Below are 24058 nucleotides of genomic sequence, written 5' to 3' on the forward strand. Positions count from 1 at the left end.
GACGCGCTCTTCGTAGCAGGTCTGTCGTGGGCCGGGTGACGGCCACATGTACACGATCTACGAGGAGTGCCCCATGGCCGAGGTCAAGATTCCCGCCAAGCCCCGCACCGAGTTCGGCAAGGGCGCGGCCCGCCGCACCCGTATGGCCGAGCGCGTTCCCGGTGTCGTCTACGGCCACGGCGCCGAGCCGGTGCACGTGACGCTCCCGGCGTACGACCTGCTCATGGCGCTCAAGACGCCGAACGTCCTGCTGCGCCTGGAGATCGAGGGCGGCAAGAGCGAGCTCGTCATCCCCAAGGCCGTGCAGCGCCACCCGATCAAGATCGGCATCCTGGAGCACGTCGACCTGCTCCTGGTGAGGAAGGGCGAGAAGGTCACCGTCGAGCTGCCGATCAACGTCGAGGGCGAGCTGGCCCCGGGTGCCAACCTGCTCGAGTACGTGCTGAACACGCTGCCGGTCGAGACCGAGGCCACCCACATCCCCGAGGGTGTCACCATCTCGATCGCCGGTCTGGACGCGGGCGACACCGTCTACGCCAAGGACATCGCGCTGCCGAAGGGCACCGCCCTGGCCGTCGAGGACGACGCGCCGGTGCTGCACATCGTCACCCCGCAGGCCGAGGCTCCGGCCGAGGAGGCCGAGGGCGAGGGTGAGGGCGCCGAGGCCTGATCCGCCTCGGTTCCGCATCGCTTGGCGACCGCCGCCCCGCTGGCAGCAGCGGGGCGGCGGTTCGCGTGTGACAGCGGTCGCGTCGTGTTCGACAGCGGTCGCGGATGAGAAACCACCGCGCACAAGAGAGCCTCACTCAGGAGAACGAGACGATGAGCGAAGCGGACGCGAGCAGCCCGTGGCTCGTGGCGGGCCTGGGCAACCCCGGACCGGAGTACGCGGCCAACCGCCACAACGCCGGCTTCATGGTGGCCGAGCTGCTGGCCGGGCGGATGGGCGCGCGCTTCAAGGCGCACAAGTCCCGGGCGCAGGTGGTCGAGGGGCGGATCGGGCCGCCCGGTCCGGGCAGCCGCCGGGTGATCGTCGCCAAGCCGATGACGTTCATGAACCTGTCGGGCGGACCGACGACCGCGCTGCGCGACTTCTACAAGGTGCCGGTGGGCCATGTCATCGCGATTCACGACGAATTGGACATCGACTACGGCGCACTGAGGCTCAAACTCGGCGGCGGTGACAATGGCCACAACGGGCTGAAGTCGATCACCAAATCCGGGGGCCCGGATTACTTCCGGGTCCGTTTCGGCATCGGCCGTCCGCCGGGCCGGATGGATGTCGCGGCGTTCGTACTGAAGGACTTCTCCGCCGCTGAGCGCAGGGAGTTGGACTACTTCGTGGACCGTGCGGCCGACGCGGTCGAGACGCTCATCGTGGACGGCCTGGAGCGCGCGCAGGGCACGTACAACACCTGAACGGCTCTCGCGCGACTGTTCGGTTGGAGGTTGACCCGGGGCCCGGCGATGGCAAAGATCTACCGCCATGGCATCCACCGGCATCACCAAGCGCAGCCGTACGCGCCGGGCGGGCGAAAGCATGTACGGATTGCTGTTGCTCGCGAAGAACGTGGCGATGACACTCGTCGCCCTGCTGATCCTGGTGGCCGGGGTGTGGTCCTCCTGGAGCGACGCCAAGCCCACGATGCTGACCAAGGGGCTGGAGCGCGGCACCCTCACGGTCTCCCACTGCGACGACGACTGGTGCACCGGCCGGTTCACCCCCGGCTCCCGGGGCGGGGAGGCGCGGAAGCGCGTGCGGGTCGACGCGGCGGTCTCGGACGGGAAGGGCGAGCGGCTGCTCGTGGCCGTCAAGCCGGGCAAGGACGAGGTGGTGCGGACCGGCACGGCGGGCATCCTGCACGCCTGGGTGCCGTTCGGCGGCTCGCTGCTGCTGGCGTCGCTGGTCGTGGCGGGCGGGCTCCGGATGCGCCGTACGGCCTGGGGCCTGGGCCTCGCGGGCGCGGCGCTGCTGGGGGCGACCTTCGCCACGCTGACGTTCTGACGTCCTGACGCTCCGATGATGACGAGGCGGCGGCCCGCTCCCCGGGGGAGCGGGCCGCCGCCTCGTGCTGTCGCGGTGTTCAGCCGGTGTTGCGCAGGCCCGCCGCCACGCCGTTGACGGTGAGGAGCAGCGCCCGGGCGAGGACCGGGTCGGGCTCCTCGCCGCGCTCGCGTGCGGTGCGCTGCCGGTCGAGCAGGCTCACCTGGAGGTAGGAGATCGGGTCGAGGTAGGCGTCGCGGACGTGGAAGGTCTGCTTCAGGACCGGGTTGGAGTCGAGGAGTTCGGTCTCGCCGGTGATCCGCAGCACCTCCCGCACGGTCAGCTCGTGCTCCGCCCGGATGACGTCGAAGACGTGCTTCAGCTCGTCCGGGACCAGGGTGTCGACATAGTGCTGGGCGATCCGCAGGTCCGTCTTGGCGAGGGTCATCTCGACGTTGGACAGGAAGTTGCGGAAGAAGTGCCAGTGCTGGTGCATCTCGTCCAGCACTCCGTCGAGCCCGGCCTCGCGGGCGGCCTTGAGGCCGGAGCCGACGCCGAACCAGCCGGGGACGATCTGCCGGGACTGGGTCCAGCCGAAGACCCACGGAATGGCGCGCAGTCCGTCGAGGCCCGCGCCGGAGTCGGGGCGGCGGGACGGGCGCGAGCCGAGGTGGAGTTCGGCGAGCTGGTCGACGGGGGTGGAGGCGAAGAAGTACGCGGGCAGGTCGGGGTCGTCCACGAGGGTGCGGTAGGCGCCGTGGGCCGCGTCGGAGACCGTGTCCATCGCCGCGTCCCAGCGGGCGAGTGCCTCGTCCGACTGGCGCGGGGCGGTGTGCAGGGCCGACGCCTGGAGGGTCGCGGCGACCGTCAGCTCCAGGTTCTCGCGGGCGAGGGAGGGGACGAGGTACTTGTCGGAGATGACCTCGCCCTGCTCGGTGACCTTGATCTCGCCTTCGAGGGTGCCCCACGGCTGGGCGAGGATCGCGTCGTGGGTGGGGCCGCCGCCACGGCCGACGGTGCCGCCCCGGCCGTGGAAGAGGCGCAGCCGTACACCGTGCCGGTGGGCGACGTCGCGCAGCAGCCGCTGGGCGCGGTGGATCTCCCACTGGGAGGTGGTGATGCCGCCGAACTTCGAGGAGTCGGAGTAGCCGAGCATGACCTCCTGGACGTCGCCGCGCAGCGAGACGAGGCGCCGGTAGGAGGGGTCGGAGAGCATCTCGTCGAGAAGGTCGTCGGCGATCTTCAGCTCGTCGGTGGTCTCCAGCAGCGGCACGATGCCGATCTTGGCCCAGCCGCCGTGCAGGTCGATCAGGCCTGCCTCGCGGGCGAGGACGGCGGCGGCGAAGACGTCGTCCGAACCGGCGCACATGGAGATGATGTAGGACTCGACGATCTCGGGCCCGAAGCGCTCGAAGGACTCGCGGATGGTCTGGAAGACGCCCAGGGTCTTGGCTCCGGCGGCGTCCAGCGGCGCCGGGGAGGGCGCGAGCGGACGGCGCGAGCGCAGTTCCTTGGCGAGGAGCTTGCGCCGGTAGTCGCGGGGCATGTCCGCGTACCGCCAGGATTCCTCGCCGAGCCGGTCGAAGAGCTGGCCGAGGGCGTGGTGGTGGGCGTCGGCGTGCTCGCGTACGTCCATAGTGGCGAGCTGGAGGCCGAAGGCGGCGAGGGTGCGGATGGAGCGTTCGAGGCGGCCGTCGGCGATGAGGGCACCCCGGTGGGCACGCAGCGAGTCCTGGATGAGCTGCAGGTCCGCCAGCATCTCGGGGGTGCCGAGGTAGTCGCGGCCGGGGGTGTGCGGGGCGTCCTTGGCGAGGCGCTCGCGGGTGTTGACGAGCTTCTGCCGCATGCACGTGGCCTTGAGCCGGTAGGGCTCCTCGGCATTGAGCCGCTTGTAGCGCGGGCTGATCTCGGGCAGCAGCTCCAGGTCGCGCTGGAGGGAGGTGAGCAGCTCCTCGGAGGCGCCGGAGTTGCGGATGGAGCTGGAGAGGGCGGCCCGCAGGTCGTCGATGATCTCCAGGGCGTCGCTGATGCCGTGCTCGTGCTGGAGGATCAGCACCTCCCAGGTCACCTGGGGGGTGACGTTGGGGTTGCCGTCGCGGTCGCCGCCGATCCAGGTGCCGAAGGTGAGGGGGCGGGTGGTGGCGGGCAGCTCGATGCCGACCCGCTCCAGCTCGGCGGTGAGGTCCTCCAGGACGTCGCCGACGGCGTGGGCGTGCAGCTCGTCGAGGTAGTAGACGGCGTTGCGGGCCTCGTCGGCGGGCTCGGGGCGGACCACCCGCAGCTCGTCGGTCTGCCACAGCAGGTCGATGTTCTCGGCGAGGCGGAGGTCGGCGCGGCGGCTCTCGCCGCCGGCGGCGAGGGTGTCCAGCAGCTCGGCGATGCGGCGCAGCTTGTTCAGGACGGTGCGGCGGGCGGCCTCGGTGGGGTGGGCGGTGAAGACGGGGCGGACGCCCAGGTGCTCGACGGTCTGCCGCAGATGGCCGGGGTCGGCGTCCTTGAGCTGGTCGACGGTGCGGGCGAGGATGCCGCCCTCGGCGGCGCGCCGGGTGCTCAGCTCGCGGCTGCGGTGGACCTGCTCGGTGACGTTGGCCAGGTGGAAGTAGGTGGAGAAGGCGCGCACCAGCTTGGCGGCGGTGGGCAGGTCGGTGGTGCCGAGGAGTTCGGCGGCGGCTTCGCCGTCACTGCGGGTGAGGGCGCGGACACGCTCGACGAGGTCGAGGAGGTCGGGGCCCTCCTGTCGGACCAGGGTCTCGCCGAGGAGGTCACCCAGTCGGCGGATATCGGCACGAAGGGCGGCGTTGGTGTGGTCGGCACTGCTCACAGGTGCGGCTCCTTGCAGTGAACGGGGGTTCCTAGCGGGGGTGTGAGCCCCGCGCGGCTCGGCGCCGCAGGGCCCGCACCCGATGCTTTCGGCCATGTGCGGACCGCGCTGTCCGACGCCCCCAGGATAGGTGGCGTTCCCTCGGGGGAAACCAGAGCCCTCTTGCCCCGGTTCTCGGCCCTGCCATACTTACGTCGCCGTAGGTTACGCATCCGTAGCCCAGCCCCCGAGCCCCACGAGGGATTCCATGACTGCAAGCCCCGACGTGGCCCACGACGCGCCGAAGGCCCAGGAGACCCCGCTTCCCTCCGCCACGCTGGGCGGGGACAGCAAGCGTTCCATCGAACAGATCACCCTGCTGCTGTTCATCACCGTCCCGTTCGTCGCGCTGCTCGCGGCGATCCCTCTGGCCTGGGGCTGGGGGGTGAGTTGGCTGGATCTGGCCCTGATGGTGGCCATGTACTACATCGGCTGCCACGGCATCACGATCGGCTTCCACCGCTACTTCACCCATGGCTCGTTCAAGGCCAAGCGGCCACTGCGGATCGCGCTGGCGATCGCGGGCTCGCTGGCGGTCGAGGGGCCGCTGGTGCGCTGGGTGGCCGACCACCGCAAGCACCACAAGTTCTCCGACGCGGAGGGCGACCCGCATTCGCCGTGGCGGTACGGGGAGACCGTCCCGGCGCTGATGAAGGGGTTGTGGTGGGCACATATCGCATGGATGTTCGACGAGGAGCAGACGTCGCAGTCCAAGTACGCGCCGGATCTGATCAAGGACAGCACGGTCCGCAACATCTCCCGCCAGTTCGCGGCGTGGACGGTCGTGTCGCTGCTGCTGCCCGCCGCCATCGGCGGCCTGGTGACCTGGTCCTGGCAGGGCGCCGTGACCGCGTTCTTCTGGGGGTCGCTCGTCCGGGTGGCGCTGCTTCACCATGTGACCTGGTCGATCAACTCGATCTGCCACGCGGTGGGCAGGCGTCCGTTCAAGTCGCGTGACCGTTCGGGGAACGTGTGGTGGCTCGCGGTGCTCTCGTGCGGCGAGTCCTGGCACAACCTGCACCACGCCGATCCGACGTGCGCCCGGCACGGGGTGATGAAGGGCCAGCTGGACTCCAGCGCCCGGATCATCCGCTGGTTCGAGAAGCTGGGCTGGGCGTACGACGTCCGCTGGCCGAGCGCGGAGCGGATCGACTCCCGCCGTAAAGAGGCTCCCGCCGAAGCGGCATGATAGAGGGCGTGGAGACCGACAGTAATACCAGCGGCAGCAAGGACCGGACGGCCCGGGCCGTCCGGTCCTCCGGATCATCCGGCCCCCGGCGGCCCCGCCGGGTACGGATGACCGGCAAGGAGCGCCGGGAACAGCTGCTGGACATCGGTCGGGCGCTCTTCGCCGAACGGGGCTTCGAGGGCACCTCGGTCGAGGAGATCGCGGCGAAGGCCGGGGTGTCCAAGCCGGTGGTGTACGAGCACTTCGGCGGCAAGGAAGGGCTGTACGCGGTCGTCGTGGACCGTGAGATGCGGCGGATGCTGGACATGGTGACCACGTCGCTGACCGCGGGCCATCCACGGGAGCTGTGCGAGCAGGCCACGTTCGCCCTGCTGGACTACATCGAGGAGTACACGGACGGCTTCCGGATTCTCGTCCGTGACTCCCCCGTCGCCCAGTCGACCGGCACCTTCGCCTCACTGATCAGCGATATCGCCACCCAGGTGGAGGACATCCTGGGCCTGGAGTTCAAGGCCCGCGGCTTCGACGCCAAGCTCGCCCCGCTGTACGCCCAGGCCCTGGTGGGGATGGTCGCGCTGACCGGACAGTGGTGGCTGAACGTCCGCAAGCCGAAGAAGTCCGAGGTGGCGGCGCATCTGGTGAACCTGGCCTGGCACGGGCTGGACGGTCTGGAGCCGAAGCCGCGGCTGATAGGCCACCGCAAGGCCTAGCCGGGCTTGCGGGCCACGGCGAAGATGCGGCGGAACGGGAAGGCCGTGCCGTACGCGGCCGGCGGGTAGGCCTCGCGGAGCAGCGCGGCGTATTCGGCGAGGAAGCGCTCGCGGGCGTCCGGGTCGTCGGCGAGGGCGGTGAGGACGGGGCGCAGGGCGGTGCCCTTCGTCCAGTCGAGCACCGGGTCGTCTCCGGTGAGGACCTGGACGTACGTGGTCTCCCAGACGTCGGCGTCGCAGCCCAGCGCGGTGAGCCGGTCGAGGTAGTCGAGCGGGTCCAGCGCGGAGGCGGGGCTGCGCAGGGCGTCGGCGAGGCGGTCGCGCCAGTGCGGGGCGGCGCACAGGTCGCGCAGCAGGGTGTGGCTGGGGGCGCCGAAGTTGCCGGGGAGCTGGAACGCGAGGGTGCCGCCGGGGCGCAGCGCGGCGAGCCAGGCGGGGAAGGCGTCGGCGTGGCCGGGCATCCACTGGAGCGCGGCGTTGGAGACGATGAGGTCGTAACGCTCGTCCGGCCGCCAGCCCAGTGCGTCGGCGGTGCGGAAGTCGAGGCGGCCGCCGCCGGTGGTGGGTCCGGCGAGCGGCCGGGCCTCGGCCAGCATGTCGGCGGAGCTGTCGAGGCCGGTGATGTGGGCGTCGGGCCAGCGGTCGAAGAGCAGGACGGTGACGTTCCCGGGGCCGCAGCCGAGGTCGGCGATGCGGGGCGGGCGGCCGGGTTCCGCCGGGAGCGACGGGATCTGGGCGAGGAGATCGCGGAACGGGCGGGCGCGGTGGCCGGAGTGGCGGAGGTACTGGGCCGGGTCCCAGTGGGGTGACGTACGCATGGCGGAGTCCCTTGAGCGGGTACGGTCGGTACGGTCGACAGGAGCAGGCTTTACCGTCCTCCACAGTGTCTCTTGATGTCAAGAGACTTCATGTCGACAGACCTACTACACTGATCGTCATGGACGACGAGGTCGATCGACTGGTGGCGGCATGGCGTCGGGAACGCCCCGACCTCGACGTCGAACCGCTCGAAGTGCTCAGCCGGGTCAGCCGGCTCGCGCGCCATCTCGACCGGGCACGGCGCATCGCGTTCAGCGAGCACCAGCTGGAGTCCTGGGAGTTCGACGTGCTGACCTCGCTGCGGCGGGCCGGGACCCCCTACCAGCTCTCCCCCGGGCAGCTGTTGACCCAGACGCTGGTCACCTCGGGCACCATGACCAACCGCATCGACCGGCTGGCGAAGAAGGGCCTGGTCGAGCGGCTGCCCGACCCCAGCGACCGGCGCGGAGTGCTGGTCCGGCTCACCGCGGAGGGGCGCGACCGCGCCGACCAGGCGCTGGCCGGGCTGCTGGATCACGAGCGCGCCATCCTCGCCGAGCTGTCCCAGGCCCAGCGCGCCGAACTGGCGGCGCTGCTACGCCAGCTGACCGCCCCGTTCGACAATTTCCCCGGCTAGGTCGACCGGGCCGACGCCCGCCCGCCGGGCCAGCGCCACGGCGGCCAGCGTGGAGTGCACGCCCAGCTTGCCCAGCACGTTCTGCATATGGGTGCGGACCGTGTGCGGGGACAGGAACAGCCGCTCGGCCACCGCCTTGCGGCCGAGCCCGGCCACCATGCAGCGCAGCACTTCCCGCTCACGCGGCGTCAGCGATTCGACCAGCCGCTCGCTCTCGGTGCGGTGCTTACGGGCCGCCGTCAACTCCCGCAGTACGCCGGTGAGCAGCGCGGGCGGCAGATGCGTCTCGTCCCGCAGGACTCCCCGGATCACGGCGAGCAGCCGGACCAGCGAACAGTCCTTGGCCACCCAGCCGGACGCCCCGGCCTGCAGGGCCGCCGCGGCCCGGCGCGGATCGTCGCGCTCGGCCAGCACCACGGTGTGCACCCCCGGCTGGGCGGTGCGCACACCGCCGACCAGCGCTATGCCGTCGGGTAACCGCCCGTTGCCGCGCCCCGGCGGGCCCGATCCCAGGCCGCCGCCGTGGGCCGCCTCGGCCGGTACGGCCTGCGGTGCGTGAACCGGCTCCCCGGCCAGGGAGCCCAAGTCGGCGTCGATCAGCAGAACGTCGAAGCGGCGCCCCTCGGCCACTCCTCGCTCCAGACAGCGCAGCGCCGCCGGGCCGCTTCCGGCCGCCGCCACGTCCACGTCCTGTTCCGCCGCGAGGGCGGCGGCCAGTGACTCGGCGAAAATGCGATGATCATCGACAACCAGAACCCGAATACGTGCCACGGAACCCCCCACGTCGCCGGATACACCCGGATACCCCGAGAACCAGTACGGGTACGGCGCCCGGGAAAGGGATCGCCGCAACCGCACGGCCGCCGCCGTGCTGAGATCGCTACCCCACCCCGGGCGTCGTACCTGACTGTCTCGCCCCCTGATACACGTCGGCCCCCACCGACGCGGTACTCAGCGTAAGGCCGGGGTCCACCATCCGGAGCGGATGAGCGAAAGTGCCCGGCCTCGCCTGTTTACGGTGGTCTTTGTGTTCACTCTTGGGGAGTAAAGAGACCGATAACGGCGAAAATTGATCGCTCAACGGCTGAAGGCAGCGAGGCGGCCCGGAGCGCCCACAGGCCCTCTCCTCCGGTTACAGCCGCCGGGCGCCCGCGCTCGGGACCGCCGGGAAGATCCGCGGCGCCCGGTGTCCGGCGGCGGCGAAGGCCTCGGTGACGGCCTTGGCCACCGCATCCGCGTCCGCCACCTCGACCAGGACGATCGCCGAGCCGCCGAAGCCGCCGCCGGTCATCCGCGCGCCGAGCGCGCCCGCCGCGCATCCCGACTCGACCACGAGGTCCAGTTCGGGGCAGGAGATCTCGAAGTCGTCGCGGCACGAGGCGTGTCCGGCGGTCAGGACCGGGCCGATGGCCCGGGTGTCGTCCGCGTCCAGCCGCTCGATGACCTCCCGCACCCGCTGGTTCTCCGTCACCACATGGCGCACCCGGCGGCGCACGGTGTCGTCCACGCCGAGCGAGGCGAGATCCTTAAGGGCCGTCTCCAGGCGCTCGGCGGGCACATCGCGCAGCGCGGGCACGCCGAGCGCCCGCGCGGCCGACTCGCACGCGGCGCGCCGGTTGGCGTACGCGCCGTCGCCCAGCTCGTGCTTCACCCGGGTGTCCACGACGAGCAGCCGCAGCCCCTTGGCCGCGAGGTCGAACGGCACCTGCCGCTGGGTGAGGTCGCGGGCGTCGAGGAAGAGCGCATGGCCCTCGGTGCAGCAGGCGGAGGCCGTCTGGTCCATGATCCCGCAGGGCACGCCGACGAAGTCGTTCTCCGCGCGCTGGCACAGCTGGGCGATGTGCTGCGGGGCGAGCCCCAGCCCGTACAGATCGCTGAGCGCGGTGGCGGTCACCACCTCCAGCGCGGCGGACGAGGACAGCCCGGCGCCGGTGGGCACCGTCGACTCGTAGTGCAGGTCCGCCCCGCCGGCCGCGGCGCCGGAGAGCAGCCCCTCCTCGCGCAGCACCCACACCACGCCCGCCGGGTACGCGGCCCAGCCGCCGCGGTCGCCGCCCGCCGCGACCGGGGCCAGCTCGTCGACGCGCAGCTCGACGACCCCGCCCGGGGCGTCGCCGGAGTGGACGCGCAGCTTCCCGTCGGTGCGCGGCGAGGCGGCCGCGCGGCACGTATGCGGCAGGGCGAGCGGCATCACGAAGCCGTCGTTGTAGTCGGTGTGCTCACCGATCAGGTTGACCCTGCCCGGCGCCGCCCACACGCCCTCCGGGTCGGTCCCGTAGACCTCCCGGAACCCCGCCGATACGTCGCTCACTCGCTGTCCCCTCTCCCTTTGTTCCCATCGTCCGCGGCCGGGCGGCCGCGCACGGCGCCATTCAACCGCTCAGCCGATCAGTGCGCGCGCCGCGCGAACTCCCACGCGTCCGCGACGATGCCCTTCAGGTCGGCGCGGCTCGGCTGCCAGCCGAGGCGCTCCTTGGCGCGCTCGGCCGAGGCCACCAGCACGGCCGGGTCGCCGCCCCGGCGGCCGGCGACGACCTCGGGGATCGGGTGGCCGGTGACCTGGCGCACGGTCTCGACGACTTCGCGGACGGAGAAGCCGTTGCCGTTGCCGAGGTTGCAGATCAGGTGCTCGCCCTCGGCCGCCGCACCCAGGGCCAGCAGATGGGCGTCGGCCAGGTCGGCGACGTGGATGTAGTCGCGGACGCAGGTGCCGTCGGGGGTCGGGTAGTCGTCGCCGAAGACGGAGATCGCCTCGCGGCGGCCCTGCGCGACCTGGAGCACCAGCGGGATCAGGTGCGACTCGGGGTCGTGGCGCTCGCCGTACGCCCCGTAGGCGCCCGCGACGTTGAAGTACCGCAGGGAGACCGCGGCCAGGCCGTGCGCGGCGCACTCCCCGCTGATCATGTGGTCGACGGCAAGCTTGGTGGCGCCGTACGGGTTGGTCGGCGCGGTCGCGACGTCCTCGGTGATCGGGACCTCGTCCGGTTCGCCGTAGGTGGCGGCGGTGGAGGAGAAGACGAGGGTGCGCACCCCCGCTTCCCGCATCGCCGCGAGCAGTGCGGTGGTCCCGCCGACGTTGTTGACCCAGTACTTCTCCGGGTTGACGACGGACTCGCCGACCTGCGAGTACGCGGCGAAGTGCAGCACGCCGTCGTACGAGGCGTCGAGCCACTTGGCGGCGTCCTGGATGCGGCCCTCGATGAACTCCGCGCCCGCCGGAACGCCCTCGCGGTGCCCGGTGGACAGGTCGTCCAGGACGGTCACCCGGTGCCCGGCCTCCAGCAGATGCGCGGCGACCACGCTGCCGACATAACCGGCACCGCCTGTGACCAGGTACTTCTTCTGCTGCGCATTGCTCACTTGCTCGCTACCTCTCGCAGTCGCTCGGCCGCGGCCTCCGGCGGCACATCGTTGATGAACACATTCATGCCGGATTCGGAACCCGCGAGAAACTTCAGCTTGCCGGAAGTGCGGCGGATGGTGAAAAGCTCGAGGTGAAGTGCGAATTCCTCCCGGTCCGCACGGTTCACCGCCGCCCCCTTGCCGAACGGCGCCTGATGCCAGGCGGCGATATACGGCGTGGGCGGCTCCCCCTCCCCGAAAATCCGGTCGAAGCGCTTCAAGAGTTCCAGATAGAGCTGTGGAAACTCTGTGCGCGCGGCGTCGTCCAGCGCGGTCAGGTCCGGGACCCGGCGCTTGGGGTAGAGGTGCACCTCGTACGGCCAGTGCGCGGCGTACGGGACGAAGGCGGTCCAGTGCTCGCCGTCGAGGACGACGCGCCGCCCGTCGGAAAGTTCCTCGGCGACCACATCATCGAACAGATTCCGGCCGGTCCGCTCGCGGTGCTCGGCGAGGGAGCGGAGCATCAGCCGGGTGCGCGGGGTCGGAAAGGGATAGCCGTAGATCTGGCCGTGCGGATGGCCGAGGGTGACGCCGATCTCCCGGCCGCGGTTCTCGAAGCAGAACACCTGCTCGACGGAGGGGAGTTGGGCCAGCTCGGCGGTCCGGTCGGTCCAGGCGTCGAGCACCAGGGCGGCCTGTTCGGCGGTGAGATCGGCGAAGGAGGCGTCGTGGTCGGAGGTGAAGCAGACGACCTCGCACCGCCCCGCGTCACCGGCCAGCGAGGGGAAGCGGTTCTCGAAGACGGCGACGTCGTAGTCGGCGGCCGGGATCTCGCTGAGCCGCCCGTCGCGCGAGGGGCACAGCGGGCATTCGTCGGCCGGCGGGAGGTAGGTGCGCCCCTGGCGGTGGGAGGCGACGGCCACGTCGTCGCCGAGGAGACGGTCGTGGCGGATCTCGGAGCGGGTCGCTATGGGGTCGAGCGGCCGCTGGTCGACGGCGTCGCGCACCGCGTCATCGCGCGCGTCGTAGTAGATCAGCTCGCGTCCGTCCGCGAGCCGCGTCGCCGTCTTCTTCACGTCCGCCAGCTCCCTGTCAGCTTCACCCAACACAACTAAACATAATGAATCACAAGCCAACAGTGGCGTCAATGCACGAGGAAGGCGTCCCGATAAAGCAGGATAATTCGCATGCGCTCTCTGGCAGCGGGTCTCCGGCTCCCCACCAATGCCCTCGATTACACGATTCTGATCCTGTACTTCGCCGTCGTACTCGGCGTCGGATTCGCCGCCAGACGAAGTGTGAAGACCAGCCTGGACTTCTTTCTCTCCGGCCGGTCGCTGCCCGCGTGGGTCACCGGTCTCGCCTTCGTCGCCGCGAATCTGGGCGCCCTGGAGATCCTGGGAATGGCGGCCAACGGAGCCCAGTACGGCGTCTACACCGTGCACTGGTACTGGGTGGGCGCCATTCCGGCCATGGTCTTCCTCGGCCTGGTGATGATGCCGTTCTACTACGGCTCCAAGGTCAGATCGGTGCCCGAATTCCTGCTGCACCGCTACGGGCCGTCCTCCCATCTGCTCAGCTCGATCATCTTCTCCGTGGCGTCCGTGCTGATCGCGGGCGTCAACCTCTACGCGATGGCCATCGTCGTCGAGGCGCTGCTCGGCTGGCCGCAGTGGGTCGCCATCGTCGTCGCCGGGCTGTTCGTCCTCGCGTACATCACCCTGGGCGGGCTCTCCTCGGCGATCTACAACGAGGTGCTGCAGTTCTTCGTCATCCTCGCCGCGCTCATCCCGCTCACCATCGTCGGCCTCAAGCGCGTCGGCGGCTTCGGCGGGCTCAAGGACTCCCTGGAGGCGTCCCACGGCCCGAATTTCACCTCCGCGTGGGGCGGCACCGGCATCGGCTCGGACAATCCGCTGGGCGCCAACTGGCTGACCATCGTGCTCGGCCTCGGCTTCTGCCTGAGCTTCGGCTACTGGACGACCAACTTCGCCGAGGTGCAGCGCGCGCTGTCCGCCAAGAACCTCTCGGCCGCCCAGCGCACCCCGCTGATCGCCGCCTTCCCCAAGATGTTCATCCCGCTGATCGTGGTGGTCCCGGGGCTGATCGCCCTGGTCCTCGCGCCGGGCATCGGCTCCACGAAGAGCGGGCTGCAGTACAACGACGCGATCCCGCTGCTGATGAGCGAGCTGCTCCCCAACGGCGTGCTGGGCGTGGCGGTGACCGGGCTGCTCGCCGCCTTCATGGCGGGCATGGCGGCCAACGTCTCGTCCTTCAACACGGTCTTCACCAACGACATCTGGCGCGCGTACATCAGGAGGGGCCGCGCGGACGAGTACTACCTGCTGACGGGGCGGGTGGTGACCGCGATCGGGGTGGTGGCCGGGATGGGGACGGCGTTCATCGCGTCCTCGTTCAGCAACATCATGAACTACCTGCAGACCCTGTTCTCGTTCTTCAACGTGCCGCTGTTCTGCGTCTTCATCATCGGGATGTTCTGGCGGCGGGCCACCGCCCCGGCCGGGTTCTGGGGGCTGCTCTCCGGCACCGTCGCCGCGATGATCAATTACTTCTGGCTCTACAAGGCGGGCGTCATCTCCATCCCCAGCGACCAGGGCGCCAACTTCGTCTCCGCCATCGTGGCGTTCGTCGTCGGCGGGGTGGTGATGGTCGCGATCACACCGTTCACCCGGCCCAAGCCGGAGCGGTCGCTGGCCGGTCTGGTCTACGGAACCACCGCCCCGGGCGTGGCCGAACCCGCGGCGCCCGGCGACGAGGCCTGGTACCGCCGCCCGGCCCTGCTGGGCTGGGGCGCGATCGTCCTCGCGGCGCTGTGCTACATCCCGTTCTCCCTGTGACCCGTCCTGGTCACACGTCCTGTGACCCTCCTGCGGATAAGGAAACCGCGCCATGAGCGACGAGTACGAGTACCGGCACGAGGTCGAGGAGCTGGAGGGGAGGTCGGCGACCGCCGCCCGGCTCTTCGACGTACGGCGCATCATCGGCGGGCTGTTCGTGATCTACGGGATCATCGTCACGATCGCCGGTGTCACCGCCTCGGAGGCGGACCTGAGAAAGGCCGAGGACATCAACATCAACCTGTGGACGGGCGTGTGCATGCTCGTCCTCGGCCTGCTCTTCCTGCTCTGGATGAAGCTCAGGCCGCTGCCCGCGCCGCACCCCGCCCCCGAGCAGGGCCCCGCCCGGCCCGGGGACGACGCGTCAGAAGGGCCTTAGGGAGCGGCGCCGTGGCGCGTGGCCACCCGGTCCAGCAGACCGGTGCGCGCCGCCAGCGCCGCCGCTTCCAGCCGGGACCCCACCCCGAGCTTCATCAGCACCCGCTGCACATGGGTGCGCGCCGTGCTGGGCGCGATCCCCATGCCCGCGGCGATCAGCCGGGTGTCCTCGCCCTCCGCGACCCGCATGAGCACCTCCACCTCGCGCGGGGTCAGCATGCGCAGCAGCCGGGCCCCCTCGTCGTCCGGCTGGGCCGCGGGGTTGAGCAGCTCCGCGAACGCCCCCTGCAGCAGCTGCGGGGCCACCGCCGCCTCGCCCGCGCGCGCCTTCAGCATGGCGCGCTCGACGCCCTCGATCCGCTCGTCGTGCCGGACATAGCCGGAGGCGCCCGCGGCGAAGGCGGCGGCGATGCCGCGCGGATTCGGCACCGGCCCGAGCACCACGACCGCGACCTGTGGCCGCTCCTTCTTGATCCGCACGACCGGTTCGAACACGCCCGGATCGGCGGGTGCCGCCGTACCCAGCAGACACACCTCCGGTGCCCGGCTCACCACCAGCTCCGCCGCTCCCGCGCTCGGCGCGGCCGCGGCGAGCACCCGGTGCCCGCGCAGCTTCAACGCCGAGGCGAGGGCCTCCGCGAGCAGGCGGTGGTCATCGACCACCATGAGTCGCACGCCCATGAGTTTCCCCCCTTTGCCCCGGGAAGCTACACGCTTGTTCGACGTTGCGCGCCCCTTACCCGGAAGAAGCCCCCCGGAATGCCGAAATCCCGCCCATGTACGCCTACTTGACATCTCATTGGCGTCCGAAACAGACCGATGTGGCCTGCCCCGAGGGCGGTTCCGATCATGGAGAAAAACGGCGGCGGCCCCGCCCGTACGGTGCGTACGGGCGGGGCCGCCGAGGGCGTGCGCCGGGCGCTGTCAGCTGCCGTAGATGAGGGCCAGCGGGTCGTCCTTGTCGTACGAGCCCGAGGGCTTGTCGGCGTAGACGGTGCTCATGTACAGCCGCTGATCGGAGTAGATGATCTCCGAGTAGCTGGGGCTGAACTTCGACTCCATCTCCCCTTCGGCGCCCGGGTTCTGCAGCAGCTTCGCCTTCGCGTACGACTTGGGGTCGATGCGCCAGACGGCGCCGCCCTCGTCGTAGGTGCTCTCCTGGTAGGCGAGCACGAAGCCGTCCTTGTCGAGCCCGAGCGGGGTCATCGCGGCGCGCTTGACCCCGTCCGCCTTGCCGATGGGCTTGCCGGTGGACAGGCTGAACGCCACGATCTCGTTGGCGGTGGTGGTGCTGTCGTAGCTGTTGCGGTCCTCCGAGCCCAGGAAGAGGGCGTCGGACGACTTGCTGATGGCCAGCTGGCGGCAGCCCTCGACGCTGGTCGAGGGGCACTTGGACTGGTACTTGCCGTTCTCGGTGCTGATCTTGGCGCGCACCGTACCGGTCTTGGCGCTGTCGTCGATGGCCAGGAAGTCGGAGACCCCGGAGCCGGTCGAGTCGCCCGCGTCGAGCCCGATCACCAGCGGATCGGCGGACGCGATGTGCACGTACTCCATGCCCTGCGACACCTTGTACTCGGACTTCACCGCGCCCGTCTTCGGGTTCAGCGTCTGAATCCGGATCTGCGGGTTGTCGTAGTCGCCGCACTGGCGCACCGCGACCAGCTTGGTGTCGCCCCCGCCGTAGCCGCGGTCCTCGCAGTCACCGGTGGACTGCGGCTTCCACAGCTGCTTGCCCGACGTCGACCAGGCCGCGCCGCCGCTGGTGCCGCCCGCGGCGACCGTACCGCCGCCGAGGGTCACCTCGTCGAAGGAGACCTTCTCGTCGCCGTCGCCGACGTCCCGGTGCCAGCGCATCTTGCCGTTCTTCAGGTCCAGCAGCGCGACCTGGTTGCAGCTGGGGTACTTGTCCTCCTTGGAGGGCTTGGCCTCCTCGTAGAGGACCGCGGTCAGACCGTCCTTGTTGACGTGGTCCGAGGACCAGCAGACCGCACCGGCCAGCGGGATCGACCACTTCGCGGAGCCGCCGTCCAGCGGATAGCCGTCGATCTTGTAGACCCCGGCCTTCACGAAGGTGTCGTCAGTGGCCCACATGCCGTCGACCGTGACCTGGTCGTCGACCTTCGGCATGGGGAGCTTGTTGACCAGCCGGGCGTTGACCGTCTTCGGGGCGGGCTTGTTCTTGGTGCCGCCGGTGCTGCCGCTGGTGCTGCTCTGGGTCTGCTTGCCGTTGTCGTCGGCCTGGTTGTTCTTGTCGTCGCCGCTGGTGGCGAACCATATGCCGCCGCCGATGACCAGGGCGACCGCGACCACCGCGCTGACGATGACCACCATCCGCTGCCTGGACCGGCCGCCGCCGGGGCCGCCGCCCTGGCCCGGGCCGCCGGGGTACTGGGGCTGGGGCGGGTAGCCGTAGCCCTGCTGGCCGCCGTACTGCTGCTGCCCGTACGGTGACTGCCCGTACTGCTGCTGGCCGTACGGCTGCTGCCCGTACGGGGACGGGATGCCCGCCGCCTGGGTGGGTTCCGCGTGCACCGACTGCCCCGGGTAGCCGTAGCCGCCCGCGCCCTGCGGGGGCGTCTGCGGCGGCGGGCCGGGGGGCGGCGGAGGCACGACGGGTGGCTGATTCGGATAGCCGTAACCCGGGGGGTCCTGCGGAGCGCCGAAACCGCCCTGCGGCGGCTGGTTGGGCGGCGGAGGCGGTTGTGACATGGGTATTCCTTTGCGGGCGAGCCCATGCGCCGATTCGGCCTCCCCCGCGATCCCGGCGGCCAAACCCCGCCAGGAAGGAGCGAATCGGACATGCGACCCGCCAGTGAGCACCAGGTAAGGCGGGAGTTCTTTCTATCACCCGGTCATGACAAGCCACGGGCCGGTCACAGGCTCATGAAGCAGCTGAGACCGGCCCGTGACGCGACTGTTGCTCACGCGTCGTCGGCCAGTTCCAGCCAGCGCGTCTCCAGGTCGTCCCGCTCCCCCGTCAGCTCCCGCAGCTTGGAATCCAGCTCGGCGACCCGGGCGAAGTCCGTGGCGTCCTCGGCGATCCGGGCGTGCAGCGTGGACTCCTGCTCACTGATGCGGTCCAGCCGCCGCTCGATCTTCTGGAGTTCCTTCTTCGCGGCACGCTGCTCGGCCGCCGACCGCTGCGGCGGCTGTCCGTCGGACGGCACCTCCGCGGCCTTCTGCTTGCCGGAGCCGCCGGACGCGGCGGGGGACGGCGCCGTGGCCAGCGCCCGCTGGCGCCGCTCCAGGTACTCGTCCACCCCGCGCGGGAGCATGCGCAGCGTGGCGTCGCCCAGCAGGGCGAGCACCCGGTCCGTGGTGCGCTCCAGGAAGTACCGGTCGTGGCTGATGACCACGAGCGAGCCCGGCCAGCTGTCGAGCACGTCCTCCAGCTGGGTCAGGGTCTCGATGTCCAGGTCGTTGGTCGGCTCGTCCAGGAACAGCACATTGGGCTCGTCCATCAGCAGCCGCAGGATCTGCAGCCTGCGCCGCTCACCGCCGGACAGGTCGCCGACCGGCGTCCACTGCTTCTCCTTGGTGAAGCCGAACTTCTCGCACAGCTGGGAGGCGGTCATCTCCTTGCCCTTGCCCAGCTCGACGCGCTGCCGGATCTGCTCGACGGCCTCCAGGACGCGCAGGGTCCGTTCGAGTTCGGTGACCTCCTGCGAGAGGTAGGCGAGCTTCACGGTCTTGCCGACCGTGATCCGGCCCGCCGCGGGCTGCTCTTCGCCCTCGCTGCGCTCGGCCTCGGCCAGCGCGCGCAGCAGCGACGTCTTGCCCGCGCCGTTCACGCCGACCAGGCCGATGCGGTCGCCGGGGCCCAGCTGCCAGGTCAGATGCTTGAGCAGCATCTTCGGCCCGGCGGTGACGGTCACGTCCTCCAGCTCGAAGACGGTCTTGCCGAGGCGGGAGTTGGCGAACTTCATCAGCTCGGCGCTGTCGCGCGGCGGCGGGACGTCCTCGATCAGGGCGTTCGCCGCCTCGATGCGAAAGCGCGGCTTGCTGGTGCGGGCCGGGGCGCCGCGGCGCAGCCAGGCCAGCTCCTTGCGCATCAGGTTCTGCCGCTTGGCCTCCTCGGTGGCGGCGATGCGCTCGCGCTCGGCCCGGGCGAAGACGTAGTCGCTGTAGCCGCCCTCGTACTCGTGCACCGCGCCGCGCTGCACGTCCCACATGCGGGTGCAGACCTGGTCCAGGAACCAGCGGTCGTGGGTGACCACCACCAGCGCGGAGCGGCGGGCCCGCAGATGACGGGCGAGCCAGGAGATGCCCTCGACGTCGAGGTGGTTGGTCGGCTCGTCGAGGACGACCAGGTCCTGCTCGGCGATCAGCAGCTGGGCGAGCGCGATACGGCGCCGCTCGCCGCCGGACAGCGGACCGATGACGGTGTCCAGGCCCTGTGGGAAGGCGGGCAGGTCGAGCCCGCCGAACAGCCCGGTGAGGACGTCCCGGATCTTGGCGTTACCCGCCCACTCGTGGTCGGCGAGGTCGCCGATCACCTCGTGCCGGACGGTGGCGGCGGGGTCGAGCGAATCGTGCTGCGTCAGCACGCCGAGGCGCAGCCCCCCGTTGTGGGTGACGCGGCCGTCGTCGGCGGGCTCGAGCTTGGCGAGAATCCGGATGAGCGTGGTCTTCCCGTCCCCATTACGGCCGACGACGCCGATCCGGTCCCCCTCGTTGACCCCGAGGGACACCCCGTCCAGCAGTGCACGGGTGCCGTACACCTTGCCGACGGCTTCGACGTTGACCAAGTTGGTGACCATCACACTCCAGATACGCGGATCGACCGACGTCCCAGGGTAGTCGCGTCGGCCGACGCGTACGCCGGGCGGGCTGTCCGCCCGGCTTTTATGCCCGGCTCCTGTGCCCGGCTCTGATGTCCGGCTCTTATGACGTGATGACCGCTGCCCCGGCCGCCGGGCCGGACGCCGTCCGTACGGTGCGGCAGGTGCCGGAAGCCGCCAGCGCGGTGGCCACGGCCCGGGCGGCCTCCGCACCCTTCGCCAGGAACGCGCAGGTCGGGCCGGAGCCGGAGACCAGCGACGCGAGCGCGCCCGCGTCCGCGCCCGCGCGCAGCGTCTCGGCGAGCGCCGGGCGCAGGGACAGCGCGGCGGGCTGCAGATCGTTGGCCACGGCGGCGGCCAGCGCGGTCGGGTCCCCGGTGCGCAGCGCCGTGAGCAGCGCCTCCGACGGCTCGGGGTCGGGGATGGTCGCGACGGTAGCGCCCGCCCCGGTCTCCTCCCGGAGCCGGTCGCACTCCTGGTAGACGGCCGGGGTGGACAGCCCGCCGTCCGCGACCGCGAAGACCCAGTGGAACGTGCCGCCCGTCTCCAGCGGCGTCAGCAGCTCCCCCCGGCCCCGGCCGAGGGCCGCCCCGCCGACCAGGCTGAACGGGACGTCGCTGCCCAGGTCGGCGCAGAGCGCGAGGAGTTCGGCACGGCTCGTCTCCGTCCCCCACAGCGCGTCGCACACCAGCAGGGCCCCGGCGGCGTCCGCGCTGCCGCCCGCCATGCCGCCCGCGACGGGGATGTCCTTGGCGATGTGCAGGTGGACGTCCGGGGCGAGGCCGTGGTGTGCGGCGAGGGCGATCGCCGCGCGGGCGGCGAGGTTGCTGCGGTCGGCGGGGACCTGCGCGGCATCGGCCCCCTCGACGGTGATACGGAGGGTTTCGGCCGGGGTGGCCGTGACCTCGTCGTGGAGCCCTACGGCGAGGAAGACGTTGGCCAGGTCGTGAAAGCCGTCGGGGCGCAGGCCGCCGACCGCGAGCTGAACGTTGACCTTCGCGGGGACGCGGGCGGTCACGGAACGGGACACGGGGCTCCTCGGTGAGTTGCGGTGATCCGGCCCGCCCATTGTCCCGCCCCCACCGCCGACGCCTACGGCGGGCCAGCCGCTCGCCCCCGTGCAGGGCCTGGGGCGGAGATGCCCCAGCCCCTCCGGCGTTTGAAGAGCAGGGTCCAGGGGCGGAGATGCCCCACCCTCAGCCCCTCCGGCGTTTGAGGAGCGGGGGCCGGGGCTGAGCCCCGGTTTCGGGAAGGGGCGGGGTGGGGGCTAAGCCCGCCGCAGGCGCCCCGAGGGTCCCGGGGTGGGGTCAGGGGGTGGGGGTTTGTTCGGCGATCGCGATGAAGTCCTCCACCGTCAGGGACTCGCCGCGGGCCTGGGGGGAGATGCCTGCCGCCGTCAGGGCGGCTTCGGCGGCGGCCGCGGAGCCCGCCCAGCCGGACAGCGCGGCGCGCAGCGTCTTGCGGCGCTGGGCGAAGGCGGCGTCGACGACGGCGAAGACCTGGTCGCGGGAGGCGGTCGTCGCGAGGGGTTCGGCGCGGCGGGTCAGGGAGACGAGGCCGGAGTCGACGTTCGGGGCGGGCCAGAAGACGCTGCGGCCGATCGCGCCCGCGCGCTTGACGTGGGCGTACCAGGCGGCCTTGACCGAGGGCACACCGTAGACCTTGGAGCCGGGCGGGGCGGCCAGGCGGTCGGCGACCTCGGACTGCACCATCACCAGGGTGCGCTCGATGGTGGGGAAGCGGGCGAGCATGTGGAGCAGGACGGGGACGGCCACGTTGTACGGGAGGTTTGCGACGAGGGCGGTCGGCGCGGGCCCCGGCAGGTCGGTGAGGCGCAGCGCGTCGGCGTGGACGAGCGTGAAGCGGTCGGCGCGCCCGGGCAGCCGGGCGGCCACCGTGGCCGGGAGCGCGGCGGCCAGTACGTCGTCGATCTCGACCGCGGTGACCCGGTCGGCGGCCTCCAGCAGGGCCAGGGTCAGGGAGCCAAGACCGGGGCCGACCTCGACGACGACATCGTCGGGCCGCACCTCGGCGGTGCGCACGATCCGGCGCACCGTGTTGGCGTCGATGACGAAGTTCTGGCCGCGCTGCTTGGTGGGGCGTACGCCGAGGCGGGCCGCGAGGTCGCGGATGTCGGCGGGGCCCAGCAGGGCGTCGGTGGTGCCGGGGTCGGTGGAGCTCACCGGGGAAGTTTACGGGGCGGGGGCGGCGCCGTTCACTGGCGCAGCTTCTGGCCGCAGTGCGGCCAGGGCGCGGAGCCGCGCTGGACGTACAGCTTCTTGGCCCGGAAGGTCTGCTCGGCGGGGGGCGCCTCCTGGGGGCTGCCGTGGCCGCCGAGGGCCTGCCAGGTCTGGCGGTCGAGCTGGTAGAGCCCGCCGTAGCGGCCGGAGCTGTCGACGGCACCGGGGCGGCCGCCGGATTCGCAGTGCGCCATGGCCTGCCAGTTGAGCCGCTCGGCTCCGGCGACGGCGGTGGGCGGGGTCATGGTGCCGACCCGCACGATCCGGGCCACGGGCGCCCGGACGGTCTCGGTGCGCACCTTTCTGGGCCGCTGCCGTACGCCGTTGACGGTGCGCACCCGGTAGATGGTGCGCAGGGTGCCGGGGTGGCCCTCCCGGGCGACCAGCTGGGTGCCCTTGAAGAGGGTGGGGTCGGCCCGCTGGACGGTCGGGAAGGGGACCGGCGTCACGCGGATCTCGTGGCGGCCGGTGATGCGCATCACCTTCACCCGCTGGCCGTCGCGCGGGTAGCTGTCCCGCGGGACGGAGGTCGTGTCGTGGCCGCGCAGGGTGAGCCCGGCCGCGGTGAGCGCTTCACCGATGGTGGCGGCGTTGGTGCGGACGGGGTGGGAGCGGCCGTCGGCCATGAAGGTGACGGTGCGCTCGGTGCGGACGTGGAGGTCCAGCCCGTGCCGGGTGATGGCGGTGGAGCGGGAGGCCGACAGATAGGCGCCGTCGGCGCGTACGCCGAGCTGGCGCAGCGCGCCGTCGACGGTGTGGGCGGTGGTCCACACCCGGCGGCGTTCGCCGTCGACCGTGAGGGTGACGGGGCGGCCGTAGCGGACGGCGATCTCGTCGCCGCTGGTGAGGGACTGGCCGGGGGCGGGCGCGACGATGTCGTGCGGGCTGACCTCGACGTCCTCGTCGGCGAGGAGTCCGGCCACGTCGTCGGCGTAGGTGTGGAGGGTGCGCGCGTGGCCGTCGACGCTGAGCCGCACCGCCTTGTCCTGGGCGACGAAGGCGGAGGTGCCGCCCGCCAGGACGGCGACCACGAGCGCCTGGGGCAGCAGCCGCCGCATCGGATCGGATCGGGCCGGGGAGCGTCCGCGCCGGGCGGCTCGGCGGGCGGCGGCACGGCCGCCCGGGACGGGGTGGCTGCCCTGCGTACGGCTCACGACAACACTCCGGCAACACTCCACGGGTCCACGGGGCGGGGTGCCGCGGACTGTAGCGGAGTGTCCGGTGACTCTCCAAAGCCGATTAATTACCCTGCGTTGTCAGCGTCCTTGGGCGCCTGGAGTGCCGTCGGGCGCCGGATAGCCGAAGACGCGCGCGGTGTTGGCCGCCACGGCGGCCGCCAGGGTGTCTTCGGGGACGCCCTTGACGTCGGCCATGGCCCGCAGGGTGTGCGGAATCAGGTACGGAGCGTTAGGCCGTCCGCGGTAGGGCGCGGGGGTGAGGAACGGCGCGTCGGTCTCCACGAGGAGGAGGTCGAGGGGGGCGACGGCGAGGGCGTCCCGCAGCGGCTGGGCGTTCTTGAAGGTGACGTTTCCAGCAAAGGACATGTAGTAGCCGTGCTCCGCGCACACCTTGGCCATGGCGTCGTCACCGGAGTAGCAGTGGAAGACGACGGTGCCGGGGGCGCCCTCCTCGGCGAGCACCCGCAGGACGTCGTCGTGGGCTTCCCGGTCGTGGATGACCAGAGCCTTGCCGTGCCGCTTGGCGATCTCGATATGGCGGCGGAAGGAACGTTCCTGGGCGGCCATGCCTTCGGGTCCGGTGCGGAAGTAGTCGAGGCCGGTTTCGCCGACGCCGCGCACCTGGGGCAGAGCGGCGAGGGTGTCGATCTCGGCGAGGGCCGCGTCGAGGGCCCGGTCGCCGCCGGGTTCCCGGGCGCCCTGCCGGGACCAGCCGGCGCGGGGGGTCTGGGGGGCTTGCCCCCCGGAAGGAGGTGTGCCGAGGACGATGCGGGGCGCCTCGTTGGGGTGGAGGGCCACGGTGGCCCACACGCTCTCGTGGGCGGCGGCGGTCTCCGCCGCCCACCGGGACCCGGCGAGGTCGCACCCCACCTGGACGACGGTCGTCACGCCGACCGCGGCGGCCTTGGCGAGGGCGTCCTCGACGGTCCCCGTCTGCATGTCCAGGTGGGTGTGCGAGTCGGCGACCGGCACCCGCAGGGGGTCCGGGAGCGGGGGCGGAGCGTCCTTTTCCTTTTGCCTGCCGTTTTGTCCGCCGTTGTTCTTCCCGCTTCCGGTTCCGCCGCTGCCGCCGTGGGTCGATGTTGATTGCGCCATGAGCGTGA

The 24058-nt window shown here is 71.5% G+C and carries 21 protein-coding genes, 1 tRNA gene and 1 pseudogene; 8 read left to right on the top strand and 15 right to left on the bottom strand.

Annotated features, from left to right (window positions below; genetic code table 11):
• The first annotated feature begins 73 nt into the window (after positions 1-73).
• The 3 genes from ABZ370_RS32970 to ABZ370_RS32980 all read left to right on the top strand — a co-directional run bounded on the left by ABZ370_RS32970 (position 74) and on the right by ABZ370_RS32980 (position 2005).
• A complete protein-coding gene (locus ABZ370_RS32970; RefSeq protein WP_358628312.1) occupies positions 74-670 on the top strand; it encodes a 50S ribosomal protein L25/general stress protein Ctc in 597 nt (198 codons plus the stop codon).
• A gap of 152 nt (positions 671-822) precedes the next feature.
• Positions 823-1419 (top strand): aminoacyl-tRNA hydrolase, encoded by a 597-nt coding sequence (pth, locus tag ABZ370_RS32975; RefSeq protein WP_358628315.1) that lies wholly within the window; start codon positions 823-825, stop codon positions 1417-1419.
• 67 nt (positions 1420-1486) lie between these two features.
• Positions 1487-2005, top strand: coding sequence for a hypothetical protein (locus ABZ370_RS32980; RefSeq protein WP_358628318.1), 519 nt, complete (start codon positions 1487-1489; stop codon positions 2003-2005).
• A 79-nt stretch (positions 2006-2084) separates the two neighbouring features.
• Here ABZ370_RS32980 and ppc read toward each other — a convergent pair whose 3' ends face one another.
• Entirely contained in the window at positions 2085-4805 is a 2721-nt protein-coding gene (ppc, locus tag ABZ370_RS32985) for a phosphoenolpyruvate carboxylase (RefSeq protein WP_358628321.1), read from the bottom strand.
• A 247-nt stretch (positions 4806-5052) separates the two neighbouring features.
• Here ppc and ABZ370_RS32990 point away from each other — a divergent pair, with 247 nt between their 5' ends.
• Both ABZ370_RS32990 and ABZ370_RS32995 read left to right on the top strand, forming a co-directional pair.
• The gene (locus tag ABZ370_RS32990) at positions 5053-6033 is read left to right on the top strand and encodes a fatty acid desaturase (RefSeq protein ID WP_358628324.1); all 981 of its coding nucleotides are present in this window, start codon (positions 5053-5055) and stop codon (positions 6031-6033) included.
• Positions 6030-6743, top strand: coding sequence for a TetR/AcrR family transcriptional regulator (locus ABZ370_RS32995; RefSeq protein ID WP_358628327.1), 714 nt, complete (start codon positions 6030-6032; stop codon positions 6741-6743). The genes ABZ370_RS32990 and ABZ370_RS32995 overlap by 4 nt, the downstream gene beginning before the upstream one ends.
• Here the strand turns inward: ABZ370_RS32995 and ABZ370_RS33000 are convergent.
• Positions 6740-7561, bottom strand: coding sequence for a trans-aconitate 2-methyltransferase (locus tag ABZ370_RS33000; protein WP_358628330.1), 822 nt, complete (start codon positions 7559-7561; stop codon positions 6740-6742). The two genes, ABZ370_RS32995 and ABZ370_RS33000, sit on opposite strands and share 4 nt — an antisense overlap.
• Positions 7562-7680: 119 nt before the next feature.
• On the opposite strand from ABZ370_RS33000, the gene ABZ370_RS33005 reads away from it, so the two are divergent.
• Complete coding sequence (locus ABZ370_RS33005; RefSeq protein ID WP_009715516.1) at positions 7681-8178, top strand: MarR family transcriptional regulator; 498 nt, start codon at positions 7681-7683, stop codon at positions 8176-8178.
• Here ABZ370_RS33005 and ABZ370_RS33010 read toward each other — a convergent pair.
• The 6 genes and pseudogenes from ABZ370_RS33010 to galT form a co-directional block, all read right to left on the bottom strand.
• On the bottom strand, positions 8137-8949 hold the full coding sequence (locus ABZ370_RS33010) for a response regulator transcription factor (RefSeq protein ID WP_358628334.1): 813 nt from the start codon (positions 8947-8949) through the stop codon (positions 8137-8139). The two genes, ABZ370_RS33005 and ABZ370_RS33010, sit on opposite strands and share 42 nt — an antisense overlap.
• Before the next feature lie 361 nt (positions 8950-9310).
• On the bottom strand, positions 9311-10489 hold the full coding sequence (gene galK, locus ABZ370_RS33015) for a galactokinase (RefSeq protein ID WP_358628336.1): 1179 nt from the start codon (positions 10487-10489) through the stop codon (positions 9311-9313).
• A 77-nt stretch (positions 10490-10566) separates the two neighbouring features.
• The gene (gene galE / locus ABZ370_RS33020) at positions 10567-11223 is read right to left on the bottom strand and encodes a UDP-glucose 4-epimerase GalE (protein WP_358628339.1); all 657 of its coding nucleotides are present in this window, start codon (positions 11221-11223) and stop codon (positions 10567-10569) included.
• A tRNA-OTHER gene (locus ABZ370_RS33025) sits at positions 11184-11275 on the bottom strand. Before ABZ370_RS33025 ends, galE begins: the two co-directional genes overlap by 40 nt.
• Positions 11236-11538 (bottom strand): annotated as a pseudogene (locus tag ABZ370_RS33030) (NAD-dependent epimerase/dehydratase family protein); the annotation flags it as partial. The pseudogene ABZ370_RS33030 and the gene ABZ370_RS33025, both read right to left, overlap by 40 nt.
• Entirely contained in the window at positions 11535-12596 is a 1062-nt protein-coding gene (gene galT, locus ABZ370_RS33035; RefSeq protein ID WP_358628515.1) for a galactose-1-phosphate uridylyltransferase, read from the bottom strand. The gene galT and the pseudogene ABZ370_RS33030, both read right to left, overlap by 4 nt.
• Before the next feature lie 111 nt (positions 12597-12707).
• Between galT and ABZ370_RS33040 the strand changes: the two genes are divergently transcribed.
• Both ABZ370_RS33040 and ABZ370_RS33045 read left to right on the top strand, forming a co-directional pair.
• Entirely contained in the window at positions 12708-14378 is a 1671-nt protein-coding gene (locus ABZ370_RS33040; protein ID WP_358628342.1) for a sodium:solute symporter family protein, read from the top strand.
• A gap of 52 nt (positions 14379-14430) precedes the next feature.
• Positions 14431-14757, top strand: coding sequence for a hypothetical protein (locus ABZ370_RS33045; protein ID WP_358628345.1), 327 nt, complete (start codon positions 14431-14433; stop codon positions 14755-14757).
• On the opposite strand, the gene ABZ370_RS33050 is transcribed toward ABZ370_RS33045, so the two are convergent.
• The 7 genes from ABZ370_RS33050 to ABZ370_RS33080 all read right to left on the bottom strand — a co-directional run bounded on the left by ABZ370_RS33050 (position 14754) and on the right by ABZ370_RS33080 (position 24050).
• A complete protein-coding gene (locus ABZ370_RS33050; RefSeq protein ID WP_358628348.1) occupies positions 14754-15437 on the bottom strand; it encodes a LuxR C-terminal-related transcriptional regulator in 684 nt (227 codons plus the stop codon). The two genes, ABZ370_RS33045 and ABZ370_RS33050, sit on opposite strands and share 4 nt — an antisense overlap.
• 243 nt (positions 15438-15680) lie before the next feature.
• Entirely contained in the window at positions 15681-17465 is a 1785-nt protein-coding gene (locus ABZ370_RS33055) for a hypothetical protein (RefSeq protein ID WP_358628351.1), read from the bottom strand.
• Between the two features lie 212 nt (positions 17466-17677).
• Positions 17678-19516: an ABC-F family ATP-binding cassette domain-containing protein gene (locus tag ABZ370_RS33060; RefSeq protein WP_358628354.1), complete on the bottom strand. Its 1839-nt coding sequence runs from the start codon at positions 19514-19516 to the stop codon at positions 17678-17680.
• Positions 19517-19640: 124 nt separating this feature from the next.
• Complete coding sequence (locus tag ABZ370_RS33065) at positions 19641-20606, bottom strand: 4-(cytidine 5'-diphospho)-2-C-methyl-D-erythritol kinase (protein ID WP_358628357.1); 966 nt, start codon at positions 20604-20606, stop codon at positions 19641-19643.
• A 238-nt stretch (positions 20607-20844) separates the two neighbouring features.
• A complete protein-coding gene (gene rsmA, locus ABZ370_RS33070) occupies positions 20845-21720 on the bottom strand; it encodes a 16S rRNA (adenine(1518)-N(6)/adenine(1519)-N(6))-dimethyltransferase RsmA (RefSeq protein WP_358628360.1) in 876 nt (291 codons plus the stop codon).
• A 32-nt stretch (positions 21721-21752) separates the two neighbouring features.
• Positions 21753-22931, bottom strand: a complete 1179-nt coding sequence (locus tag ABZ370_RS33075; RefSeq protein WP_358628363.1) for a ubiquitin-like domain-containing protein — start codon at positions 22929-22931, stop codon at positions 21753-21755.
• Between the two features lie 102 nt (positions 22932-23033).
• Positions 23034-24050 carry a TatD family hydrolase gene (locus ABZ370_RS33080; RefSeq protein ID WP_358628366.1) on the bottom strand — a complete coding sequence of 339 codons (1017 nt, stop codon included), beginning with the start codon at positions 24048-24050 and terminating at the stop codon, positions 23034-23036.
• Between the last annotated feature and the right edge of the window lie 8 nt (positions 24051-24058).

The sequence above is a fragment of the Streptomyces sp. NPDC005962 genome, assembly GCF_040629205.1.
Lineage (GTDB): Bacteria > Actinomycetota > Actinomycetes > Streptomycetales > Streptomycetaceae > Streptomyces.